At 34.9% G+C, this 24379-nt stretch carries 17 protein-coding genes and 2 pseudogenes; 9 read left to right on the top strand and 10 right to left on the bottom strand.

Annotation, left to right across the window (positions count from 1 at the left end; all coding sequences use genetic code 11):
• Positions 1–687 (bottom strand): POTRA domain-containing protein (locus tag ACFILZ_RS05935; protein ID WP_375610518.1); only part of this gene is annotated, 687 nt, incomplete at its 3' end.
• A gap of 983 nt (positions 688–1670) precedes the next feature.
• Between ACFILZ_RS05935 and ACFILZ_RS05930 the strand changes: the two are divergent.
• Positions 1671–1919, top strand: a pseudogene (locus ACFILZ_RS05930) (hypothetical protein); the annotation flags it as partial.
• A gap of 124 nt (positions 1920–2043) precedes the next feature.
• The gene (locus ACFILZ_RS05925; RefSeq protein ID WP_375610517.1) at positions 2044–2457 is read left to right on the top strand and encodes a hypothetical protein; all 414 of its coding nucleotides are present in this window, start codon (positions 2044–2046) and stop codon (positions 2455–2457) included.
• Between the two features lie 1338 nt (positions 2458–3795).
• On the opposite strand, the gene ACFILZ_RS05920 is transcribed toward ACFILZ_RS05925, so the two are convergent.
• The 4 genes and pseudogenes from ACFILZ_RS05920 to ACFILZ_RS05905 form a co-directional block, all read right to left on the bottom strand.
• Positions 3796–3963 carry a hypothetical protein gene (locus tag ACFILZ_RS05920; RefSeq protein ID WP_375610523.1) on the bottom strand — a complete coding sequence of 56 codons (168 nt, stop codon included), beginning with the start codon at positions 3961–3963 and terminating at the stop codon, positions 3796–3798.
• Between the two features lie 40 nt (positions 3964–4003).
• Positions 4004–4468 carry a hypothetical protein gene (locus tag ACFILZ_RS05915; protein ID WP_375610516.1) on the bottom strand — a complete coding sequence of 155 codons (465 nt, stop codon included), beginning with the start codon at positions 4466–4468 and terminating at the stop codon, positions 4004–4006.
• Between the two features lie 78 nt (positions 4469–4546).
• Positions 4547–4962, bottom strand: a pseudogene (locus ACFILZ_RS05910) (DEAD/DEAH box helicase family protein); the annotation flags it as partial.
• 389 nt (positions 4963–5351) lie between these two features.
• Positions 5352–5486 (bottom strand): hypothetical protein, encoded by a 135-nt coding sequence (locus ACFILZ_RS05905; protein ID WP_375682356.1) that lies wholly within the window; start codon positions 5484–5486, stop codon positions 5352–5354.
• A gap of 50 nt (positions 5487–5536) precedes the next feature.
• Between ACFILZ_RS05905 and ACFILZ_RS05900 the strand changes: the two genes are divergently transcribed.
• The 4 genes from ACFILZ_RS05900 (at position 5537) to ACFILZ_RS05885 (ending at position 11365) form a co-directional block, all read left to right on the top strand.
• On the top strand, positions 5537–6145 hold the full coding sequence (locus ACFILZ_RS05900; RefSeq protein WP_375610515.1) for a fumarylacetoacetate hydrolase family protein: 609 nt from the start codon (positions 5537–5539) through the stop codon (positions 6143–6145).
• Positions 6142–6774 carry a LysE family translocator gene (locus ACFILZ_RS05895; RefSeq protein ID WP_375610514.1) on the top strand — a complete coding sequence of 211 codons (633 nt, stop codon included), beginning with the start codon at positions 6142–6144 and terminating at the stop codon, positions 6772–6774. The genes ACFILZ_RS05900 and ACFILZ_RS05895 overlap by 4 nt, the downstream gene beginning before the upstream one ends.
• A gap of 783 nt (positions 6775–7557) precedes the next feature.
• Positions 7558–8958 (top strand): amino acid permease, encoded by a 1401-nt coding sequence (locus tag ACFILZ_RS05890; RefSeq protein ID WP_375607000.1) that lies wholly within the window; start codon positions 7558–7560, stop codon positions 8956–8958.
• A 1015-nt stretch (positions 8959–9973) separates the two neighbouring features.
• The gene (locus ACFILZ_RS05885) at positions 9974–11365 is read left to right on the top strand and encodes an amino acid permease (protein ID WP_375606999.1); all 1392 of its coding nucleotides are present in this window, start codon (positions 9974–9976) and stop codon (positions 11363–11365) included.
• A gap of 116 nt (positions 11366–11481) precedes the next feature.
• Here ACFILZ_RS05885 and ilvC read toward each other — a convergent pair whose 3' ends face one another.
• The 3 genes from ilvC to ACFILZ_RS05870 all read right to left on the bottom strand — a co-directional run bounded on the left by ilvC (position 11482) and on the right by ACFILZ_RS05870 (position 15729).
• Positions 11482–12501: a ketol-acid reductoisomerase gene (gene ilvC / locus ACFILZ_RS05880; protein ID WP_375610513.1), complete on the bottom strand. Its 1020-nt coding sequence runs from the start codon at positions 12499–12501 to the stop codon at positions 11482–11484.
• A gap of 1287 nt (positions 12502–13788) precedes the next feature.
• Positions 13789–14523, bottom strand: a complete 735-nt coding sequence (locus tag ACFILZ_RS05875; protein ID WP_375606997.1) for a pyridoxine 5'-phosphate synthase — start codon at positions 14521–14523, stop codon at positions 13789–13791.
• A gap of 84 nt (positions 14524–14607) precedes the next feature.
• A complete protein-coding gene (locus ACFILZ_RS05870) occupies positions 14608–15729 on the bottom strand; it encodes an ATP-dependent RecD-like DNA helicase (RefSeq protein WP_375610512.1) in 1122 nt (373 codons plus the stop codon).
• A 1036-nt stretch (positions 15730–16765) separates the two neighbouring features.
• On the opposite strand from ACFILZ_RS05870, the gene ACFILZ_RS05865 reads away from it, so the two are divergent.
• From ACFILZ_RS05865 to ACFILZ_RS05855, 3 genes are all read left to right on the top strand, one after another.
• On the top strand, positions 16766–17692 hold the full coding sequence (locus tag ACFILZ_RS05865) for a D-2-hydroxyacid dehydrogenase family protein (protein WP_375610511.1): 927 nt from the start codon (positions 16766–16768) through the stop codon (positions 17690–17692).
• Positions 17693–17965: 273 nt separating this feature from the next.
• On the top strand, positions 17966–19126 hold the full coding sequence (locus ACFILZ_RS05860) for an MFS transporter (RefSeq protein ID WP_375610522.1): 1161 nt from the start codon (positions 17966–17968) through the stop codon (positions 19124–19126).
• 105 nt (positions 19127–19231) lie between these two features.
• Complete coding sequence (locus tag ACFILZ_RS05855; protein WP_375610510.1) at positions 19232–19972, top strand: TauD/TfdA family dioxygenase; 741 nt, start codon at positions 19232–19234, stop codon at positions 19970–19972.
• Between the two features lie 760 nt (positions 19973–20732).
• Here ACFILZ_RS05855 and ACFILZ_RS05850 read toward each other — a convergent pair.
• Positions 20733–22532: an acetolactate synthase 3 large subunit gene (locus ACFILZ_RS05850; RefSeq protein ID WP_375610509.1), complete on the bottom strand. Its 1800-nt coding sequence runs from the start codon at positions 22530–22532 to the stop codon at positions 20733–20735.
• A 271-nt stretch (positions 22533–22803) separates the two neighbouring features.
• The gene (gene miaA / locus ACFILZ_RS05845; protein WP_375608254.1) at positions 22804–23676 is read right to left on the bottom strand and encodes a tRNA (adenosine(37)-N6)-dimethylallyltransferase MiaA; all 873 of its coding nucleotides are present in this window, start codon (positions 23674–23676) and stop codon (positions 22804–22806) included.
• Between the last annotated feature and the right edge of the window lie 703 nt (positions 23677–24379).

Here is a 24379-nt window from a genome sequence, read left to right as displayed (position 1 = left end):
AAGAAGTTCGCTTTGAGCGTGCGCTGAACTCAAACGGTTGATCTGATCAAGCCCCTGTTCAATATCGCGCATGTTCAAAACATGACCTTGAAGCCCAGGAAAAGCACTCCATACAACATTATTATAACGAGATGCCGGTGAACCATTATAGTAAATCTCTGAGAGCTTGCCCTCAACGACAACAAATTTGAGCGTCTTGCTGTTTTTGATATCTTGATCAGGAATGTAAAAACGCGCCGTTACATAGCCTTGATCCAAATAAACTTTGGTTAACTGCTTGATTAAAAGCTGGATATCAAAAAGACCAATACATCTTCCAACATAAGGCTCTGTTACGGCTGATATAAAGCGTTTTTTGACATGATGCACTCCCTCAACAACAACAGCATGAATGGGAAAACATTGCTTCCCACCCAAAAGCATTTCTGGATTTTGCTCTGAAGGCGTCTTGATCCTTTTAGGCGTTAAAGACTGTAATTTCTCAATTCTTTCTAATTGCTGCTTTTCTGAATACCCACGAGAAAAATTATCTGTTGGGGAATGAAAAATAGCTGAGGAGCGCGCATAAACATTTACACCACTAAACAAGCCAAAGAAAACAACAATGGCACGAAAAATTCTCAAAAGAGAACTTTGGCGTAAAAATACAGAAAACAATACAGATTGCCCCCGCTTTGCACTATTCATGAAGCACTCTTTAAAAGAACTTCATGGAACCGCTAATAAACCCACTCAAAACAGCCACTGCCCTATAACGCTTTTAACAAAAGCACATGCCTCTGTTACCAAAGAAAAGTGATACCCAAAAACTGCTTTATTTTACAAAAAACGCTTTATTTGAATTGCTGAAGATCTCTCCCCCACATTTATATAAAAAGACCTCTAAACAAAACTGTTTAGCCCGTCAATGGTTAATACATCAATATCCCCAGTTTAATGCTACAATATATTTATCAATAATTAGAGATAAATTCACTCTCCAGCTCCTCTAAGCCACTCAACACGCATATAAACGAGACATCATGCGATCAAGAACATCCTGTCGTCAAAAACCATCATAGAAAACAATAAAGAAACCTCTTTTAAAACTTTCTACTCAAATAGGCAAAACTCTCTGTACAGCGCATTAAGCAACCGTTCTCCAAAGACAATGATCTGAGTGATCTGAACAGAAGAGTTTTGTCCAGTGCTGTCAGTGTTGTCAGTTCTTTTTAGAGCCTATATTATTTTTTTAAATGAGAGAAAATTAAAAACATTATATTTCAATAGGTTAGAGTTTTAACGATACAACCTATATCGACAATACAATCTTAAATACAATCAATAATATATTATTTGTCAGTTTGTGTCAGTAAATTGAACTGACAAAATAGACTATTTTAGTGACTCATAAAACCTATCAAAATACTCATTATGATATCTTAAAAGCACATATCAAATTTGTCTTTTTTCCATAAAACGAACAGCAAATTTCACTAGTTTGCTGATCTTATCCCATGTCATGGGCTGTGGATAAGTACCTTTAAAAACCCTTTTGAAAAAATATCGGCTTTTTTAGCAGTTTTTTCCCATTTTTATCGTTATTTACTTTAAATGCATTTAATTGAATTCGTTTTAATTTTTTTGATGATTATTAATCATATCATAAGGCAAGGGATTTTTATTACAATATGATGCAATCTATTAAGTCTGATAATGAATACGTCACTTTACGCTCTCTCTTAGAATATTATCGTCAACGAGCAAAATCACCCCGTGAATTAGGAACCATGTTTGAAAACCTTGTCATGGCTCATTTGACAAACGACCCGCTTCAAAAGCAAGAATACGAAAAGATTCAGACTTATTTGGAATAGGCTAAGGAGCATGATGAAGATGGAACGGATATTGGGATTGATCTGGTCGCTACAATCCGTGATGATATCTGTGATGATAATCAGTCACTAAAAGACGCTGCTTAAATAACGCGTGGGCGCGGCGGGGGCACCCTCCTTTAAACATCTCATTTAAAAATTTAAATCTCTTTATAAAGGAATTGTGCTCATGCAAAAGAAGTTTGCACTCACAAATGAAACGCGTGTATTTGGTAAACATATTCTCTACCGTATTAAAGCATTAAAAGATTTTGCTGATATCAAAGAAGGTACCTTAGGCGGCTTTATTGAAAAGGAAGATAACCTCTCTCATGAGGGCAATTGCTGGGTCTATGATGAGGCTTGTGTCTATGGTCATGTAAGAGTGTATGAAAATGCAAAAATACGCCATTTTTCTCAGGTCTGTGGTCATGTCTATGGCAATGCCGAGGTCTGTAGCTCTGTTTATGGAAATGCCAAGGTCTGGGGTAAAGCCTATGGCAATGCAAAATTAAACAGTCAAAGTAAAGTAAGTGTCGTTCCCAAAAAATGTGAGGTTTATGAAAACGATAATATTATCAAGATTACAGATACAGATAAATAAATGACAGGCATGGACGGCGCCTTCTTTATGGTTATAAACGCATATAAAATGCATTGCTATAAACATATCATAAAAGAGAGAGTAAAATAAAAGAAATCCGTGCCAAATGATATGACGCGGTTTTCAAAATGAATCATCCATATAGAGTAATGAGTGCATATATACAAAACGTATCATATTGCAAGCGCTCTATTATCTTTATGAAAACTTATCAAAAGGAATGTAAATGTTCCATACGATTTTTACTCACTCATTTTAACAAGAGAGCCTATAAACGCTTGTTATGGCTATCAAACGTATCAAACAAATCAAAACGCTTGGTAGCTTTATCAAAACCCGCTTTTTACATTTACGAGCGTTGGTTTTCAAAACAATCTCTCATAAGACAATAAACAACCGATTTTATCAAACGCAAGGCTTTAAAAACTGTTATAAACATCAGTTTCAAACATTTAAACATGCATTTAGAAAAGCTTTCATAAGCGTATTTTCATTTTGCACTCAAATGTAACTTCTTTGCAAATTAATCGCTCTATATTTGGCTAGCAAAATTAAGTAAAATCCCATGCCTTATGATGTTAAAATATTTTTGAATTTTGCTTGCTTATCTTTGCCTCAATAGCAGCCCCCAATTTTGGGGTGAGTAAATCGCTAAGTTCATATTTGGCTCTGTGCTTTTAAACGGTAACTTTTAAAACGTTTTTTAGTACCATATCTAAGTAGATAGTATTCTACTGCTATGGCATTGTTCGTTTCCATTTTTTTGTGGAAACGAATACAGTTTCGTTTTTAAAAATTAGCATAGCTGTTGTGATGATACTATATTTATGCTTCTTACTTATCGTTTCTAAATTTTTAGAAAGCTTTTTTAAAAGCGATCTTTTCTTTAAATCCTTTTATGCAATCTTTAAAATTTTCGGTGTTATGATGATGCTGTTATAACAGCTCTCTATTTTACGCTTCTCAATTTTGAGAACTGTAATTTTATGTTTTTATCATGTGATTAACAATCCAATCATTAAAACAAGATATGATCTTTAAACGTGTGTTATCGATAATTCCAAACAATTAAATTTTAAAACAATGTGATTTGTGCTGTGATAAAAACGTGTCATAAAATTTATAAACTGTTATGAATGATATCTGCTTTTCATTTGAATGACACATGCGTTATAACATTTACATGATGATTTGCTTTTTATGGTCTATTCATACATGGCAATCTTATATAAAAAATAGTCAAATGAATCATGCATAAAAGTGTAGATTTTTAAGGGGATTCATATAAAATAATTACACTCAAACTATTGACTTTATTGTATTTTTTATTATTATATCTTATATGCTTGATAAGAGATGACCTTCGATCTCACCAACATTCGCACATAGCGTATGAAATCCACTAATCTTTTTAGAATTATCCTCTGTATAGCCATCAGGAGCCGTCAGATTTTGCGAAAGGTCAAAGGATAGCTCATTCGTCTGATCTTTTAGGAAGAGATATATATAATAAAATCCTTTCCTGCTTCAAGATCTTCGTCAAAAGTCATCCTTCCATGCCCTGGAATGCGGTAAAAGAGGTACCTACCCCCACATTCTCACCACCATGATAAAAGCGAAAACATGCCCCTTCATTGATCACAAGACCTTTTCTATTTTTCGGATCGGCTTCCAGAATTCTGTCAGGTTGATGAAAACGCACATCCTCTAAAAAATTAGTGGAAAGAGAACCTACATTACCTTGAAGTTCAGAAAGACTGTCACTGTTCCTCTGAGCCTTCTCTTGAACTTCTGTCAATGCACTCTTCGCTTCTTCCGCTAACACTTTTGCCTCAGAGGCGGCTGTATTCGCAGAATTTGTCGTTGCTGTCACCGTGTCTAATGAACTCCTGACCTCTCCAAGCCCTTGCTTCGTCGTATCAGCTTTTTCTTTTGCTTGCTCCGCAACACTCTTCGCTTCTTCCGCTGTTGTCTTCGCAGTCTCAGCTACTTCCTTGGCTTCTACAACCAAAGGTTCTACCTTATCCGCCTTAACCTGCGCTACTTCACAAATGATCAGATCAAATTCTGATAAACCGTATTTCTTTTAAGCATCCGAAATCACTTGGATTGATTGGTAAGTAGCAAACACCACAGTCATTGCATTTACTAATACTTTATTTTCTTTTTTCAAAGCTTTTAAGCATCAGTTGGTAGCTGATAGAGCGAGATCTGAGACATCGAGTTCGGCAGCAGCATCTTTGTTTTACGACACTTGCCAACTTATGTATCAGAATACACCACAAAGGAATGAAACGATACTTCTGTATAGCGTGTCCATTCTCTTATTGTTTGTGACATCAAAGCCAGAAAAGGCACGAAAAACAAAACACGCTCTCCAGTTTCGGCTATTTGTTGTGCTATCTTAAAGCTGGTAAAAATCTTCTCCGTTCCACATACCATAATAAGTTTGCCACGGTCTGCTTCTTTTAAACCCTCATAGACTTTCTCATACTTTTGGATTTGTTGAAAAGTTATCCCTAATTGGTGCCCTAATTGCTTTTACGACATTCCCAGCATTTTTCTTTAAAAGCGAATTTTTTGCCTATAGAAATGCCGTTAAAATGTAGCTTTTTCTTTTCACTCTTAAGCTCCCCCCGCTGGGTGCGAGCACCCTCGCATTAGTATTCCGAGAGCCTGAAAGTATTGAACACGAAACAGATCTTTTCTTTTAGTGCTCATAGCACCTAGATATAGAAAAATATCCCATAATTCCGAGACACCAACAGAGTAGGCCATTTTTATGATCAAACTTTAGGGCTTTCAGACTCTACTGATCGCTGCGTAGATGAGTAAAATCACTCTTTAAGTAATAAAGTAATTTCAGGAAATTGGCAATCAAAATTAAAGTAATCTCAAAGACTATAAGATTGGGCACTCTTCAAAAGAGGATAATGCGAAGGGCTGTCATCGTGGTTAGTCATCACCCCACACAATGCTTCTTTTCCAGAAAACGCAAAACGCGATATAAGAAAAAATGTTGTTTGCAAAATTTTCTCTTGCCTATACAAAGAGAAAATAAAAAATTTGGAGGGCTCCCATGATAAATGACATCTACTGTGTTGGATACAATTATGTTGAACATGTTCATGAACTAGGCAATATTGTTGAAGATGAACCCGTTATCTTTAGCAAGCCAAAAAGTTCACTCGTTTTAGGCAATGAAATTTATCTTCCTAACTTTTCTAAAGAAATCCATTTTGAAACTGAAATTGTGCTCAGAATCTCAAAGGACACTTTCATGGTCACAGAGAAAGAAGCAGAAGAATGCTATGATGCCGTAGCAATAGGTCTTGATATTACCGCAAGAGACTTGCAAACAAAACTGAAAGAAAAAAAGCTTCCTTGGCTTTTATCTAAAGGATTTAAAGGAGCGGCATACGTCTCTGACTTCATAAACAAAGAAAAAATAAACAACCCAATAACCTTTACAATGAAGTTAAATGGCGAAACGAGGCAAGTTGGCAATACGAAAAATATGATCTTTAGCTTTGAGAAAATAATATCATTTTTAAGTCACTACATTCAGCTAAGGCGTGGTGATATCATATACACAGGCACTCCACAGGGCGTAGGAAAACTCTCTAAATTTGACAGAATAGAATTGTATCTCGAAAATCAATTAATTTCAGAGCTAAAAGTAGAATGAGTCATCAAATACTAACCTTTTTCATTGTTTCATTTTTTTTAGTCATCTCACCGGGACCAAACATGGCCCTTATCATCGATAATGCAACGAGATTGGGGAAAAAGAACGCATTTATGAACGTTTTAGGGTTATGTACAGCAACATATGCGCATAGAGCATTTTCCATATTAGGGGTATCAGCACTCATTCTCAACAACAAAACGCTCTTTCTTTTAGTAAAACTCATGGGAAGCTGCTATTTATTATATATGGGCTTTAAATCGATTAAATCTGGAATACACAGCTTAAATTCAAAAGAAAAAATATCAACGAATGAAAAAAGCATTGTCGGTACAACAAAGCTTTTTACCAGCTATATGGATGGTTTTTTGACACAAATACTAAATCCCAAAGTATCAATATTTTACATAGCAGCCTTTCCAAAATTCTTAGCTTCTGGCGGTAGCATTAAAAAAGGCTTTGAACTTGTAACGATACATTCCTTCAACATCTTTACATGGTTTACTTTAATGACCATTTTTATATCATTCGCAAGCGCCACTTTAAAAAAGAAAAAAATAAAAGGATACATTAATATTGCGACAGGAACAGTTTTATCTCTATTTTCTTTTTTCATTTTCTTTGGATAATGTTATTTCGATAACAAATTGTAAAGTTAATAGAGCAATCTTTTCCTGATTCTGTCTCTCACTATGAATAGCTAAATCTCTAACAGAGCTTATACAATCCCCAGTTCTTTTTTTCTTTGTATAACTGAATTACGTTGCATTTCTTTATCATACTCTCAAGGACGCTTGTGTAAACAATGCGAGTCTCTCGTAACATTTTATAAAATGTTACCAATGTCTAAACAAAATCCTTATTCATCACTTTAAAAGAAAGAACTATGATATTGTTCTTTTCCTTTGTGAAACAAAAGTAATTCCTTCTCACTTATGATAGCATCATAAAAATAAAAAAATGATTTTAGAAATCATTTAAATTTTCCATTAAAAATTGTTCTTAAACTAAGATGAGAACTCTCGAGTGCTATTTGAGTAAAAATTAAAACTCTCACTATTATGAATAATAATAAATAATGTACTGATTACAAATAATAAGTTTCAAAAAATTATAAAAACTCCTGACAACTTTCTGAAATAATTTTAAAAGCTCCACGTCTTTTAATGAACAATTTATTTGTTATTAATAACAATAAAAAGTTCCCTATTCAGATATCCGTTACGTTATTTAAGAGGAAAACATTCTCTTTTTTCAAAACCATATTCCTAAAACATATTCTTGTCTTTATCCACACAAAATCATAAAAAACGTTTTTTTCCTTTACACCTCATTTATATCATGCTTCGATACAGAATAATGCATTTTTAGTGTAATTTAATCTCAAAATAATTAAAGGGAACCCCCAAAAAATGAGCTATAAACAAAATTTAAAAGATGGTCCTCAGATGAAACTACAACGTGGCCTAGATAACCGTCACGTACAACTTATAGCCCTCGGTGGAGCTATTGGAACAGGACTCTTCATGGGATCAGGAAAAACAATTAGTGTAGCAGGCCCTTCCATCGTACTCGTTTATGCTATTATTGGATGTGCCCTATACTTTGTCATGCGTGCTATGGGAGAATTATTGCTTTCTAATTCACAGTACCGGTCCCTTATTGATTTTTCAACCGATATGCTAGGACCGGGAATCGCTTTCTTTGTAGGCTGGAGCTATTGGTTGAGCTGGGTTGTAACTGGAGCTGCAGATATTATTGCCATCATCACTTATATGCACTTTTGGTGGCCAACGCTTAATCCATGGATTGCCGTTTTTTCTTGCATTGGTTTCTTTTTAATTTTTAATCTCTTTGCCGTAAAACTATTCGGTGAACTTGAATTTTGGTTTGGTCTTATCAAAGTCGTAGCAATTTTAGCATTAATTGTTGTTGGTTTTTATATGATCGCTACGAGCTTTACTTCTCCCAATGGTACTGTTGCTTCTCTCAATCACGTATGGAACGATGGAAATATCTTTCCGCGAGGAATGACAGGTTTTTTTGCTGGATTTCAAATTGCCATTTTTTCTTTTGTTGGTATAGAAATTGCAGGAACAACTGCAGCTGAAGTCAAAAATCCTAAAAAAGTTCTACCAAAAGCAATTAATGCAATACCAGTACGTATTGTACTCTTTTACATCTTCTCTCTCATCGTGATTATGTCAGTCACACCTTGGGATCAAATTGTTCCAGATAAAAGCCCCTTTGTTTCGATGTTTTGGCTTGCTGGTATTCCGATAGCTGCTGGTTTGGTAAACTTTGTCGTTCTCACCTCGGCTGCTTCTTCGGCAAATAGTGGTATTTTTTCTACTAGCCGTATGATATATGGGCTTGCAACACAAAAAGGTGCTCCTCCAATTTTAGGTAAGCTTTCCAAATATCATGTTCCAGCCAATGCTCTATTCTTTTCCTGCTTATGTATTTTAATAGGGTATACAATTGCCTCACTCTCTCCAAGCCTCATAAGTGCTTTCACAATTGTGACGAGCATCTCAGCTATTGCATTTTTATTCGTATGGTCTGTAATTTTGGTTAGCTATATTGTATATCGTCGCAATCACCCTCATTTGCATGCTGAATCCGTCTACAAAATGCCAGGAGGAATTATCGTGTGCGGGATAATTTTAGTTTTCTTTGCTTTCATGCTCTATTTGTTAACGTTAGAAGAAGACACCCTAACAGCTTTAAAATACGGTATATTCTGGTTTATTTGCTTAGGCATAACCTATTTTACATTTGTAAAGAAAAAAATAACTCAAGGTAACAAATAAAGTCTATACATAAAACATCTCAAAAAAGGGTAATTTTAGTTACCCTTTTTCTACTTAACCTCCTCCCCAAACATCAAAAAACGACGATTCCTACCAGCGCCGGTTTGTGAACAATCCAGCTTATTAAGAGGGAATGCTGCTGATCATTTATATGGTTCACCTACATAAGGCTCTATGGGCTAGCCCTGCCCTGAATACTCACCACACATTATAAAAATACTTAATGCGTAAAAATGTTATATGCTTTATATCACTACTCTACACAACAGTATTTTACTGCACAATAAGATAAGAAACGAGCTATTCTGTAAAAAATTCTCTATAAACTTCACTGACATTGTTTACTAATAAAACATGAGATTTATCTAAAACTTTTTCCCCTCCAAAAGTTTATATTCAATTTTTTATCAAAATTAAAAATATAGCTTTAAACAGAATATATCTTAATAGCTATCTGCAATAAAAAAAGATTCTATGAAAATATTTTTCTATTTGTAATAAATTTTAAATATAAATAATTAAAGGTAAATTTTTAAATATATTTTTTAATATTTAAAATAATAGTCTAACTATTTAAACTTATTTTATTTATATATAAAGTTTTATATTTAATAAATTTGCAATTTTATTTATATTTAATATATTTAGAAATCTAAATTAATAAATAATTTTAAATATAAAAGTTATTTATACAATATTTTACTATAAATAAATATATATAAATATAAATAATTATATAAATATAAATAATAATTATATGTAATATATTTTATATTATATATAAAATATATTACATATGTATAAAATATAAAAAATCAAAAAAATGTAATAAAATTTATCTTTTGTTTCTTATATATAAAATAATTATTCCATTAATTAATAATGTTTTTGCTTTATTCTCATATAGTCATAGAAAAAAATTCCTTTACTCCCTAGCTATATCATGTTTCGATAGAAGGGATTACCTTTTTTAGGGTAATTTTATCTTAAAATAACTAAAGGGAACCTCCCAAAAATGAATAAACAAAATTTAGAAAAAAAACCTAAGAAGAAATTGCAACGTGGACTACATAACCGACACATACAACTTATAGCCCTTGGTGGAGCGATTGGAACAGGTCTCTTCATGGGATCAGGAAAAACAATCAGTGTAGCAGGGCCTTCGATTCTACTCGTTTATGCAATTATTGGTTGTGCTCTATACTTTGTCATGCGTGCTATGGGAGAGTTATTGCTTTCTAATACACAATACCGATCTTTTATTGATTTCTCAACCGATCTTCTAGGGCCATGTGCCGGATTCTTTATCGGCTGGACATATTGGTTGTGTTGGATTGTCACTGGAACTGCTGAAATTATTGCTATTGTCACTTATACACACTTTTGGTGGCCTGAACTCAATCCGTGGATTCCTGTTATAATTGGTCTTATGTCCTTTTTAATTCTTAATCTCGTCGCAGTAAAACTATTTGGCGAACTTGAGTTTTGGTTTGGCTTTATCAAAATCGTAGCAATTCTAGTCCTAATCGTTGTAGGATTTTATATGATCTTTACCGGTTTTGTCTCTCCAAACGGTACGGTTGCTTCTCTTAGCCATATATGGAACGGTGGGAATATTTTTCCGCGAGGAATTACAGGCTTTTTTGCTGGATTTCAAATTGTTATTTTTGCTTTTGTTGGCATTGAACTCGCTGGAACAGCTGCTGCTGAAGTAAAAGAGCCTCAAAAAGCTTTACCACAGGCTGTTAATTCAATACCAATCCGCATTGTATTCTTTTATATATTCTCTCTTCTTGTGATTATGTCTGTGACGCCGTGGGATCAAATCAGTCCAGAAAAAAGCCCATTTGTAACAATGTATGCACTTATTGGTATTCCAACTGCTGCAGGTTTGATGAACTTTGTTGTCCTCACAGCAGCCGCATCTTCAGCAAATAGTGGAATTTTTTCTACCAGCCGTATGATATATGGGCTAGCAACACAAAAAGGTGCTCCTAAGTTTTTAGGAAAACTTTCTCGTAACCACGTTCCAGCCAATGCATTATTCTTTTCATGTTTATGCATCTTATTTGGTTATGCCGTTGTATCGTTATCTCAAACACTCATAGCTGCTTTTACAATTGTTACGACAATTGCCGCAACTTTGTTTATATTTGTATGGTCTATCATTTTGATCAGCTATATCGTCTATCGTCGCAATCGTCCTCTCCAACATACTGTCTCTCCTTATAAAATGCCAGGAGGTGTTGTTATGTGTTGGGCGCTTCTTATTTTCTTTGCATTCATTATTTATTTATTGTCATTAGAAGCTGACACTGCCATAGCTTTAAAATATACTCCAGCGTGGTTTATATTTTTAGGGATTGTATACTTTCTTTTTGGAAGAAAGAATTATGCAAAAAATTAAAAAATAAAGCTTATGTTGCCAAAAACATATAAAAAAGGGTAACTAAAGTTACCCTTTTTTTTGATATTTATCTATAAAATTATAAAAGCTATTGATCAAATATCTCTGTAGAAGCTTCAATTACGCTCTTTATCAACCAAAGCGTTAGATTTTATCCAAGGCATCATAGAACGAAGTTTTTTACCAACTTCTTCAATAGGATGATTATCATTTAAACGCCGCATACTTTTAAAATGAGCAGCACCAGCCTTATATTCTTGAATCCAATTCGATGTAAATTTACCCGTTTGAATATCTTTCAATATACGTTTCATTTCTGCTCTGGTTTTATCCGTAATCACACGTGGACCAGAGATATATTCACCCCATTCAGCTGTATTAGAGATCGAATAATTCATATTTGCAATGCCCCCTTCATACATGAGATCAACAATCAGTTTCACTTCATGTAAACACTCAAAATAAGCCATTTCTGGTGCATAACCTGCTTCCGTTAATGTTTCATAACCAGCTCGAATCAATTCAACAAGACCTCCACAGAGAACCGCTTGTTCACCAAAAAGATCAGTTTCGCACTCTTCTTTAAAAGTTGTTTCAATCACCCCAGCACGTCCACCACCAAGACCACATGCATAAGATAATGCTAAATTATGAGCATGCCCTGAAGCATCTTGCGCCACCGCTATTAAGCAAGGAACACCACAACCCCGTTGGTATTCATGACGAACTGTATGCCCTGGACCTTTAGGAGCAATCATCACAATATCAACGTTTTTTTTAGGTTCAATCAAGCCAAAATGAATGCTCAAACCATGCGCAAAAGCAATCGCTGCCCCATCGTGTAAATGATCATGAATATGTTCCTTATAAATATCAGCTTGCAATTCATCTGGCGTTGCCATCATGATGAGATCTGCCCATTTTGCTGCTTCAGCAACACTCACCACTTTAAAACCATCAGCCATGGCTTTTTTAACTGTTTCCGACCCTGGACGCAAAGCTATTTGCACATTTTGGACACCGGAATCTTTCAAATTTAAAGCATGCGCACGCCCTTGAGAACCATAACCAACAATGGCTACTTTTTTCCCTTTAATGAGATTAACATCCGCATCACGATCATAATAAACACGCATAAAAAAATTCCTTCTTTCTCTATTTAAACTGGATTTCAGATTACTTTTATTCAATAAGAAACATTATCTACAGTGCATCACACACTTATAAAGACAAAAAACACCGCTTATAAGAACACAGCAATTGAATAATTTTAAAGTTTACATATTGCATAGAAAAAACTGTAGTCCCCAAACATTCCTAAAACATATACGGATCCCCAAATAAACTTCAACTGCTATTCTACAAAAACAATAATTACACAAAATAAGATTTCTAAAGAAAATTTAGCTAATATTCTACTCTTTTATCGTGCAACAAAACGCTATATTCTAAAAATTAAGATACAACACACAATTTTTAACATGAACCAAATCAATATAGATAGCAAGAAAAATTACAAAATAACAAGTATTGTTTTAGTACAACCTTCAAAAGCATACACAGCAATATCTTTAGAATAATAGAGAAGACGCTTTTACTTGTTACATTCTTTAATAACCACGCCTCTCACGCAAAACAGAATGCCATTGTGTTATTCATTCATGCGCTTATTAAAAAATTCTTAATGCGCTCGAACTCTTTTCAATAGTCCTCTATAATAATCTAAGATTTATCGTACACGCCCCCTTTACTTTATAAAGTTACAAGTTGATATCATCATTCTATTTTCTCGCTCCCAATATTGCAATAGCTCATATTACATTGAGCCTATTCATAAAAAGCATTTTGTGACTTTAAATCTGTTCGATGAAATCATCCCCCTTGCGCGTCACAAGCAGAATTGCATGTGAATATGTCTTATGAACCATCGCATGGCAAAAGCTGCCGCAACATTAAACGAGCCCAAAAATGAAGACGATAACTTATATCTTTATGACGTAAAATGGTGATGCATAAGAGGTTTTACGTTACACTTTTCACAAGTAACACTGTGAAATAAGCTCAAACATATTAAAAGATATCTCTCAAACACCTTATGACGCTCAATAAATTTTGTGCACTGATCCATTTAAATTTCTTCGCCAATCCCTTATAAGAAAAATACTCTAAAAAACTATATTCCTTCGAAAAAATTATAGTAAGTAGATTTGGTAAAATTTCCTCATAATGGATGGTATATAAAAAAGCATTTCATACCCTAAAAAACACAAAAAATAGAAAGCTACTAATAAACAGAGGAAAATAGAATATTTTATAATGTATGCTAATAGTGCTATTTATCTCAACATATATAAAATTGTTTTTTTAGATAAATTGATAAAGCTTTATAAAAATTTTTTCCCAATTTTATAGAGAAACAAAGATTACGATAATAACCGGATAAAACGCTGAACAGTATCATGCATTCCATACTCTAATGCATCAGCAATAAGCCCATGGCCAATAGAAACCTCATCAAGCCAAGGAATACTTTTGACCAGAGCAGGAAGGTTCATAAGTGTCAGATCATGCCCAGCATTCATACCTAACTGCAACTCTTTAGCTCTTCTTGCTGCTAAAACAAGTTTATTGAGCTCTTGATCTTGTTTTGTTTTATCCTGAAATTCACCACCATAAGGTCCCGTGTAAAATTCCACACGATCAGCACCCATTGCTTTAGCAATATCAAGACCATCGACAGCAGGATTAGCAAAAAGGGATACACGAATCTTTCTTTTTTTTAAATTCTGAATAATAGGTGCTAAAAATTCTGCATCATGAGCAAAATTCCACCCATGATCAGACGTTGACTGATCTGGATCATCAGGAACAAGGGTAATCTGGTCCGCATAATTTTCAGCGATATCCAAAAATTGATCACTTGGATAACCTTCAATATTAAACTCAGCCGTAGGAAAATTGTTCTTTATTAAACAGTATATATCTGACAAATCCGCAAAACGAATATGCCTTTCATCAGGGCGTGGATGAACCGTCAAACCCGCTGCTCCAGCAGCAAGCGCTATATGCCCAATATTTGTTATACTTGGCCACGGAAGATTACGTCGATTACGCAAAACAGCAACAGCATTAAGATTAACCGAAAGTTTTACCGCCATGCCCATTTCCATTTTTTTATAGTGTGTAACAAGATAGAAAAAAGGCATTTTCTATCTGAAACTGGGATGATACACACATTTTCTCTATCGAACAATCGTTAAATGCTCTGCTGCGCGGGTAATTCCCGTATAAAGCCAGCGTGCATACATATCACGAAATGCAAAACTTTCATCAAACAAAACGACGTTATTCCATTGAGAACCTTGCGCCTTATGAACCGTTAATGCATACCCATAATCAAAATCATCATATCGCTTTTTTAATTGCCATGAAATTTCTTGATCAGGGTTTTCAAACGCTGCTTTTAAAAGTTTAATCTTTGCTACCCCACGCTCACTTTCTTCTGGTTTCACAAGAAGATTAATACTTGGTTTAACGGTCTCCTTCTGTGAAGTCATCACCTTCCATAAAGAGCCATTCAACAAACCTTTAATGGGATCATTTCGCAAACACACCAGCTTATCTCCCGCTTGCGGATAATCTGCTGTAAATCCCTTTAACACACGCAAACGCTGATTATAAAGGTGGCGTGTACGATTAACCCCTACCAAGACCTGATCAGCATCCAAAACCAATTGTTGATTGACCTCTTTACGTGTAACAACGCGCGCTTCTCCATAGTCACCATAAGCAATATCGCGTCCTTCGCGCACGTCCATAGCAAGACGTATAATCGGATTATCTCGCGCTTGCCGATGAATTTCTGAAAGAAGAAAATCTGGTTCTCCATTAGAAAAAAAGCCTCCACCAGATATAGGAGGCAATTGACCTGGATCACCAAGAACAAGAATTGGCGTCCGAAAGCTCATTAAATCACGTGCCAATTGTTCATCGACCATCGAGCATTCATCAACGATAATGAGTTTAGCTTGTGCAGCAGCACTTCTTCGATTTAACGTAAATGTTGGAGCAATAGACTTTTTTCCTGTTATTTCATCGGAAACTTCCTCTTCTCCACGCGGACAATAAATTAGCGAATGAATAGTACAAGCATTGCTTGCACCTTTAGAACGTAAAACCTGCGCCGCCTTCCCTGTAAAAGCAGCAAATTGAACAGAACCATCAACTGTCTCTGCAAAATAGCGTGCAAGCGTCGTCTTACCCGTCCCCGCATAGCCAAAAAGGCGAAAAAGAGGAGAACGCCCTTCCCTCAACCACGCGGCAACAGCCTTCAATGCATTATCCTGTTCCCGTGAAAACTGCATAGCTTACCAATATAAGTTTTGCATAAAAAAAGCAGTATTTTGAAAAAAACCGACTATCAAAAAAAACTTTTTTATTAAGAATTGCTGACACACACCCATCTAACAACTTTCGTAGCACAATTATCAATTATTTACCCATTATTTTTTCAAGATATTATAACAATTTAAATTTTATCTATACATCGATCTTCTTGGTAACAGCTTATACTTATCAAATAAAATATCATTTTTTACAACAGTAACACCAACAATGGAATATGCATATCTTAAATTTAAAATAACACCTAGTATACGCTTTTTATAACCAAAATTTAGAATGAGAAAAAGAGTATTGCCTTTGCAAAACCCTAGCTAGAAAAATGTCCTTAACAGGATAAAAATAATGTAATTTTATGAATACTATTTTACACAAAAAATCAGCTTTCTTGCACATAAAAATAAAGTATATCTACTATTCTGAAATAATAATTAAATATATCAAAAACCTTTTGGCAGAAATAAAAATAGCTCTCAACAAAACTACTTAATCCTATGATGATACACCTCTAAAGTTCCTATCTCCCTCTTATCATGATTTTAATAAATTTACTCTTCATGTTACAAATAAATTATATCTCAACGAATAAAGAGAGACATCACGCTTATATGAAGCACGCTTTATCTCGCACAAATATGGAGCTTTTTCTGTTTCAACAATAAAATATGGTTCGTAAGTATGGCCTTCTTGGTAGGCTATTATAGAAAACTGGGACACGGTTTCAGTCCAACGTAGCACTTCAGGTTCGTCCTCTAGAATATGAGAAAAGCGCAATTCTTCATCTATTGAGTCAAACTTTTTTGTCGCAATGTTTTAAAGTTTATAAAAACTAACTGATTAATGCTATTCTTATTGCTAGAAATAACAATGAAATCAAGGGGGATAATTTGTTAATAGGCTTGGCGTTATGCCAAAATATCAGCGGTAATATTGCTTTTTGTTTGTTTTAGAAATGAAATAATGAACTCAAATATTGATGAATGAAACAGGAGGTTTAAATTGAAAATATTAATTCCAGACGACTATCAAAAAGCCACCCTAACATTACAGTCTATTACAAAATTAATGAAATCACATGAAGTGCTGGTTATAAATAATTTAGCTAAAGAATGTGATTTAGAAGATAAGCTCAAAAAGATCGATATTTTGATCTTAATCAGAGAGCGAACTACAGTTGATAGAGATCTTCTCCTGAAACTGCCAAATTTAAAATTGATCTGCCAAACAGGCCCTATAGGTTCACATATTGATATAGAAGCTTGTAGAGATTTAGGAATTAAAATATTAGACGGTGGTGGAGACCCAACTTCTGCTGCTGAATTTGCATGGCTCTTAATTATGTCTGCGCGTAGGAAACTCTATAAATCTGTATCTGATATGAAAAAAGGACGATGGCAAACAACATTTGGCAACCAAATGAAAGGGGCTACTCTTGGAATATTCGGATTTGGGCGTATTGGTAAAATGGTTGCTCAATATGCTCAAGCTTTTGGCATGTCCATTTTGGTTTATGGGAGTGAGCGTTCAACGCAAGAAGCAAAAAATTTAGGTTATCATTTTACGCATTCAAAAGATGAATTTTTTACACGTCCTGACGTTATATCCGTCCATTTACGTTTAAGCGATAAAACCAGAGAAATCATAAAATTAGATGATCTATTGAGCATGAAAACTCATGCTATTTTTGTCAACACAGCGCGTTCAGCTTTGTTTGAAAAAGGGGCGATAGAAAAAATACTAAGTTTGGAAAATTCAACTTACTTTGCACTGGATGTTTATGACAGCGAACCAGTATATGAGAGCAAATTATTGCAATCAGATAGAGTTCTTTGCACACCGCATCTGGGCTATGTGACTGAAGAAAGCTTTGAGAATTATTTTGAAAAAGCTTGCCAAAATATAGCTTCTTTTATGAAGAGCACTTAATGCCGGCTGAGCCAATGTTTGTAAAATTTATCTTATATCGCTAGCGTATCAAGTTTGCATTACACATAATAGCGTATTTCCTTAAATTAAGCATATTCCTTAGTTTTCATATTCATACCAATCGTATTGACAGATTTTTTATGTAATCAGCATAAAATACCTAATTTATTGTTCCAAGCATTATTTAAAAAGGCTACTTCATTGGAATACACTTTAATTGGAGGGGGGCTGAGTGAGCAATAATAAAATTATAGAAAAAATTATTATAGATGGATTATATCGCTTGTTGCCACTATCGCTCAAGCATCAGCCTGCTTCTTTGTTCAAAGGATTGATCCTTTAGCTGAATTTTTTAAGAATGATTTCTCGCTTAGTGACTCTCAGATAGGTTTGCTGTCTTCAGCAGCGCAGTTCCTACCTATTATTGGGTTAATTGTATCTGGCGAATTACTAGACAAGTTTAACGAGCGCTATATTGTTGGAGTTGGCGCGGTCGGCGTTTCTGTCGCTCTTTTGTTGGGAGCAATTGCAGATAACTATATTTCCCTTTTGGTCTGTTTACTAATTGTAGAGGGATTTTATAGTTCTGCTCAACTCGGTGGCGCTAAATCTGTTTCTTTATGGTTTCCACAATCGCAACACGGATTTGCAATGGAAATAAGGCAAGCGGGGCTACCATTAGGTGGGGCATTAGCAGGGATAGTTCTTCCTACTAGTGCGTTTGTCTATGGCATACAAGGTGCGTTTTTAGTCGGTGCCATAGTTTCTTTTTTAGGGGGATGTATATTTATTATTTTTTATCACTCACCAGAAAAAATTGTCGCTATCGTTTCAGAAAGCAAAGAAAAAGTTTCGTTCTATGCAAATGTAAAGTCTCGTCTTGCGATGTTAACGGCACCGCATATGAAGAATATTATTTTTTCAGGCGTTTCACTTGTGATCGTTCAATATGTTTTAACCATTTTTATAACGATTTATTTTTATAGAATCTATCACCTGTCTTTAGCTAAAAGTGCTTATTTGTTTTTTGTTTCACAGGCTTCTGGTGCCTTAGGAAGAATTATTTTAGCAGCGTGGAGTGATCATTGTAGAAAAGGACGATTTTTTCCTGTCTTGTTTTGCATGATTGCAGTCGTTTTTGGATTTTTAATATTAATTTTGGGCATAAGTGGATCCATAATTTATTTAACTATTTTATCTGCTTGGTTAGGTTTTTTTGGATTAGGATGGTATGGCCCTTGGGTCGCCTATATTGTAGACTCTTCACCGAAAGAAAGCGTTGGCTTTTCTCTGGGTTTAGCAATGTCTGTAAATCAAATCGCAATTATTACTGCTCCACCATTATTTGGATTAATCCAAGATTTTACAGACACTTATTTACTAACATGGCTGATTTTAATTATTGTTTTTTCACTTTTCTTAATAAGAAAGTAGGGAAAGATAATTGGGGAGGAAATTATAATGATCAATGAAAATACTTTTGAGTTGAGCTAAAAAATAGCATTTTCGCTGTTACCCCATAGAATATTGGCAATTCTGATGAATCAAAAGGTATCTATTACCCCTAAACCATATTTAATCTTTGAAAATCTTCCAATTGATAGACAAATTAATACGTCACCTAATCCTTATAATTTAGATGCGTCTTGTAAAAGTGGCTATATTAGCGAAAATTTAATTATGATGTTTTCTTTATTGATTGGAGAGCCTTATGCAATTAAGTTTAAAGGCGAACATATAGTCAATAACCTAGTTCCTTTAGAGGATAATAAAAAAGATTATACAGGATTAGGATCTGAAGTTGAGTTAGATTTTCATATAGAAAATGCTGCACTAAAATTTATAACGGGTTTAAATTTATCTCCTAAAGGGATCCTTTTATCTGGTGTTCACAATGATGTTGATGGTCCGTTAACGAGAATATCTGATGCACGTCTCGCTCTAAAACTTTTAAGTGAGGAGGATTTGAGGAACTTAAGGGATAATTTATATATAATTAATGTTCCCTATAGATGGAGAAGAAATGGAGTAACCTCTACAAGTAAAGTGCCCCTCGTTCAAGGGGACGGTGAATTCCCAGATATCAGCGCTGTTTTTTATCCAGGCATGTTAGAGCCACAGTCAAAAAAAGCCAAGGAAGCTTCAGATCATTTTAAGGCTGTATCTTTTGGAATTGATGTACAACAGGGAAGATTATTATACATTGATAATAGAATGGCTCTACACTCTAGAGATAAATTTTTTGGATCATTTGATAGTTATGAAAATCCAATGCGATAGATTCAAAGAGTGTTTGGTCTGCAGATTTATGGAATCATAGATATGTAGAACAAATAAAAGAAAGAGTATTTAATTTTCAATGTTAATGTCCTGATAATGATATAATGGTGAGTATTATTCTGGTTTATATATATTGACGATACATCTCATATGTATAGATTTCTCCCACATAATCAGGTGATGTTACTAGCTAATTATAAGCTATGGTGGCCAATTGATTTTCTATGGCTGCATTCGCTTTTTGTTATTTTCGCCATTCCTTTCAAGCCTCTAGGGGGATTTTCCTATCAAGCCCTTGAAAGAGCTATTTGGAGTAGTTTCATAATGCAAAACCAAAACATAGTGACAAACTTTTCTATTGTTTTCACAAGTATAACGGTTTGCATGGTTGCACCCTTCAAGCATGGTGGCTTTTTTTCTTGCACGATGAAATCTTTCATATATGAGACAACATAATTAATTTATAACAGATAATTCAATGTATTATCTAAAAAATGCAACGATATAGCTATTAATGTGAACATATGAATTTAAAAAAAACAAACATCGCGTACAAATAAATTCAAACATAATTTGGCACACGACTTATAACATTTTTTAGATAAACAAATAATAATACACCCCATGTCTTTAAACACAGAGTGAAAATAATAAAATGAGTTCTAAGAATAATAGAAACTCTCCACAAAGAAGAGACAGAGATGAAGCCTCCAAAGACTTCATCATCACCATCCTTCACCATTTTGTTAACATATTCATTTTATACAAGAATCTTTCCCTCGGAAGAAATAGCATTTGCAATAGCTTCTTCGCTTGCTTCATCGGGTAATAACATCTCATTATGGGCACATCCCGATGGGATCATAGGAAAACAGTTTTCTAAATGATAAACACGACAATCAAAAAGAACAGGCTTATCGCAATCAATCATCTGCTGAATTTTATCATCAAGTTCATCGGGTTTTGAACAATGAATCCCTACCGCTCCATAAGCTTGTGCCAATTTCACAAAGTCAGGCATAGATTCCGTATAAGAATGAGAAAGACGATTACCATGCAGCAATTGCTGCCACTGGCGGACCATTCCCATATACTGATTATTTAAAATGAAAATTTTCACCGGTGTGTCATGCTGAATAGCTGTTGCAAGCTCTTGAATATTCATCTGAATGGAGGCATCACCAGAAATACATACAACAAGCGCATTAGGATGCGCTATTTGAACACCTATAGCAGCAGGTAAACCATACCCCATCGTTCCAAGACCACCAGAAGTCATCCAGTGTTTTGGTTCATCAAAATGATAATACTGCGCTGCCCACATCTGGTGTTGTCCAACATCTGTTGTAATATAAGGACAGGCATCTTTGGTCAGAGCATACAATCGTTCAAGAGCATATTGTGGCATGATAACATCTTTTTTTTCCGTATATGCCAATGAATTACGAGCTTTCCAACGGTTAATTTGCGTCCACCATATTTTACGACTTTCTTTATCGAACTTTGATTGATGCATATGCAAATTTTGCATTATATCTGCCAAAACATAAGCCACATCGCCAATAAGTGGAACTTCTGCTTTTACGATTTTATTGATGGAAGAAGGGTCAATATCAATATGAATAATACGCGCATGAGGTGCAAATGCATCAAGGCGCCCCGTGATACGATCATCAAATCGTGCTCCAACAGCTAACATGACATCACAATCATGCATGGCCATATTAGCCTCATAGGTTCCATGCATTCCAAGCATTCCAAGCCAATTTTTACCGGAAGCAGGATAAGCACCAAGTCCCATTAATGTTGAAGTAATCGGAAAATCCCCCAATTGAACCAAATTACGTAAAAGCTGTATAGCTTTCATCCCCGATGAAATAACACCACCACCAGAATAAATAATAGGGCGTTTTGCCTCAACTAAAAGAGAAACGGCAGATTCAATAGCCTTAGTATTCCCTTTCAACGATGGAAAAGAATGTAAAGACTCCTGAACTTGAGGTGCTCTATAAAATCCTGAAGCAAATTGAACATCCTTAGGAATATCAATCAAAACCGGCCCAGGACGACCTGATTGAGCAAGAAAAAAAGCTTCATGAATAATAGCCGCAAGATCATTGACATTTTTAACCAGCCAATTACGCTTCGTACAAGGCTTTGTAATTCCAACTGTATCAGCCTCTTGAAAAGCATTTGTTCCAATCACCGTTGTTGACACCTGCCCAGAAAAACAAATAAGAGGTATCGAATCCATAAGAGCATCTTGCAAAGGTGTAACAGCATTCGTTGCCCCTGGACCAGAAGTCACAAGCATAACCCCTATCTTCCCTGTGCTGCGTGCATAGCCTTCAGCCGCATGCCCTGCAGCTTGTTCATGACGCACCAAAATATGCTGGAGTGTATCTTGGTGATAAAGAACATCAAAAATAGGCAAAACAGCCCCACCAGGATAACCAAAAATATGTTCAACGCCTTGATCTATAAGAGCTTGAACCACTATTTCAGCGCCCGACATTATTTTTCCATCTGCACTCTCTTGCTTTCTTGGATCATTTCTCATTTTTCCCACTCACCTACTTTATAGGACAATAAAAAAAGCCCCTAACGGAGCCCATAAAAAAAGCCCCCAAAGGAGCCTATTACACAACACATACTGTATGATTACCCCCATTATTCCAACGTATAAAATATATAAAAAATTCCTTGTAGAAAGATTTTTAATTCCATTGATACCATTCGTCAATAAAAAATTATATTTTCTAAAAAATTTCTTTTTCACGAATTATCTTTTATCTTTCGATAAGTTTTTTTGCAAAGCTATAACTCTTTTATCAAAAAGTAAGCATCCATTCTTCATCAAATTGATTACGAAACCATGTCATTTGTCTTTTTGCATATCTCCTCGTTTGTATTTTTACCGCTTCAAGAGCATTCTCAAAGCTTCTATATCCATCCAAATAAGCCATAAATTCAGGTACACCAATAGCCTTCATTGCTGGTAATGAAGGGGAAAGTTTAAGTTTTTTCATAGCCACCACTTCTTCTAAAGCGCCTCTTTCAATCATAGAATCCAAGCGTTTATGAATACGTTCATAAAGCAGAGGACGTGGTGGCATGAGAAGAATTTTTTCGGTCAAATTCGGCGCAATGATAGGTGTTGTTTTTTGTTTCTGCCACCAACTGAGCGTCTTACCGGTTGCATCATAAACTTCCAAAGCACGGACAATACGCTGTCTATCGTGCGAAGAAATTTTTTCAGCAACATCAGCATCAATCTGTAACAACTGGCCATAAAGACTTTCAGGTCCTTCTTGATCAAGCAGCAGACGCCATTTCTGCCGCACAACATCTGGAACATGAGGAATTTCCGCAATCCCTTCCAAAAGAGCACGAAAATAAAGTCCTGTTCCGCCAACAAAAATAACTGATCTCAAAGAAAAAGTAGCCAATAGCTTCTCAACATCACACAACCATTGCCCTACTGAGTAATTCAACGTAGGACTCACATGACCATAAAGATAATGGGGAACAATCGCAGTATCAGCCTCTCTCGGCCGTGCTGTTAAAATATTTAAAACATCATAAACCTGCATTGAATCAGTATTAATAATGAGAGCATTTTTTTCTTTAGCCATTTGCAAGGCAAGTTCTGACTTCCCACTTGCCGTTGGCCCCGCTATTAATGTAACTGTTCTCTGTGTCATGAATAGCAATTTCTCCCAATCAATAACTTATTGCAACATGCAGACACCCCCAAAGCCACTGTATTTTCTCTCCATGATCATAGAGTAAATACTTCAAACAAAAATACGAACACAAATTCTCTTTAATACAAAGAAAATCCTATGAAACTTATAAAAAAGAAAAAATGGACTTAATAACAACACCAAAGGAATTTCCAAGCATTTTTTGCTATCATAATTCAATAACAAACCACAGCTATAATAATTCTGTCCGTTAATGCCATTAAAAACATACTCTTTGTCATCATTTATGAAAATAATACTAAGTTTAATCTATACAATCAAATAGCTTTATTTTTTCCTATAAAAATAGCATGCTACGCCGGTTTATAATCAGAGCCTTATAAAGCATCATATCAATACCATTTACTTGCGTATCACAAGCAGAGATAAAAATGGACTTAAGAAAGGTGTACCAATATCTCTTATGCAGCATTTCAAAGTCTAGGCTGTTACAATATTGATAACTGAAAAATACTATGATGGCACCAATTTATACTTTATATCCAGCATAAAGATATAATGATTTCCTATAGATTTTATATTGCACAGCCCATGCTCTCTATCGTGAAATGAGCTTGAGAAACATTGAACATCACATGCCTGACTTGCAAAAGACCCCATATACTAAAGCTGCTAAAAAACAAAAAATAATTTTTCAAAC

Origin of the sequence: Bartonella sp. AP40SXNS, from assembly GCF_042195825.1 — a bacterium.
Taxonomy (GTDB): domain Bacteria; phylum Pseudomonadota; class Alphaproteobacteria; order Rhizobiales; family Rhizobiaceae; genus Bartonella.
This window is presented reverse-complemented; position numbering and strand designations above follow the sequence as displayed.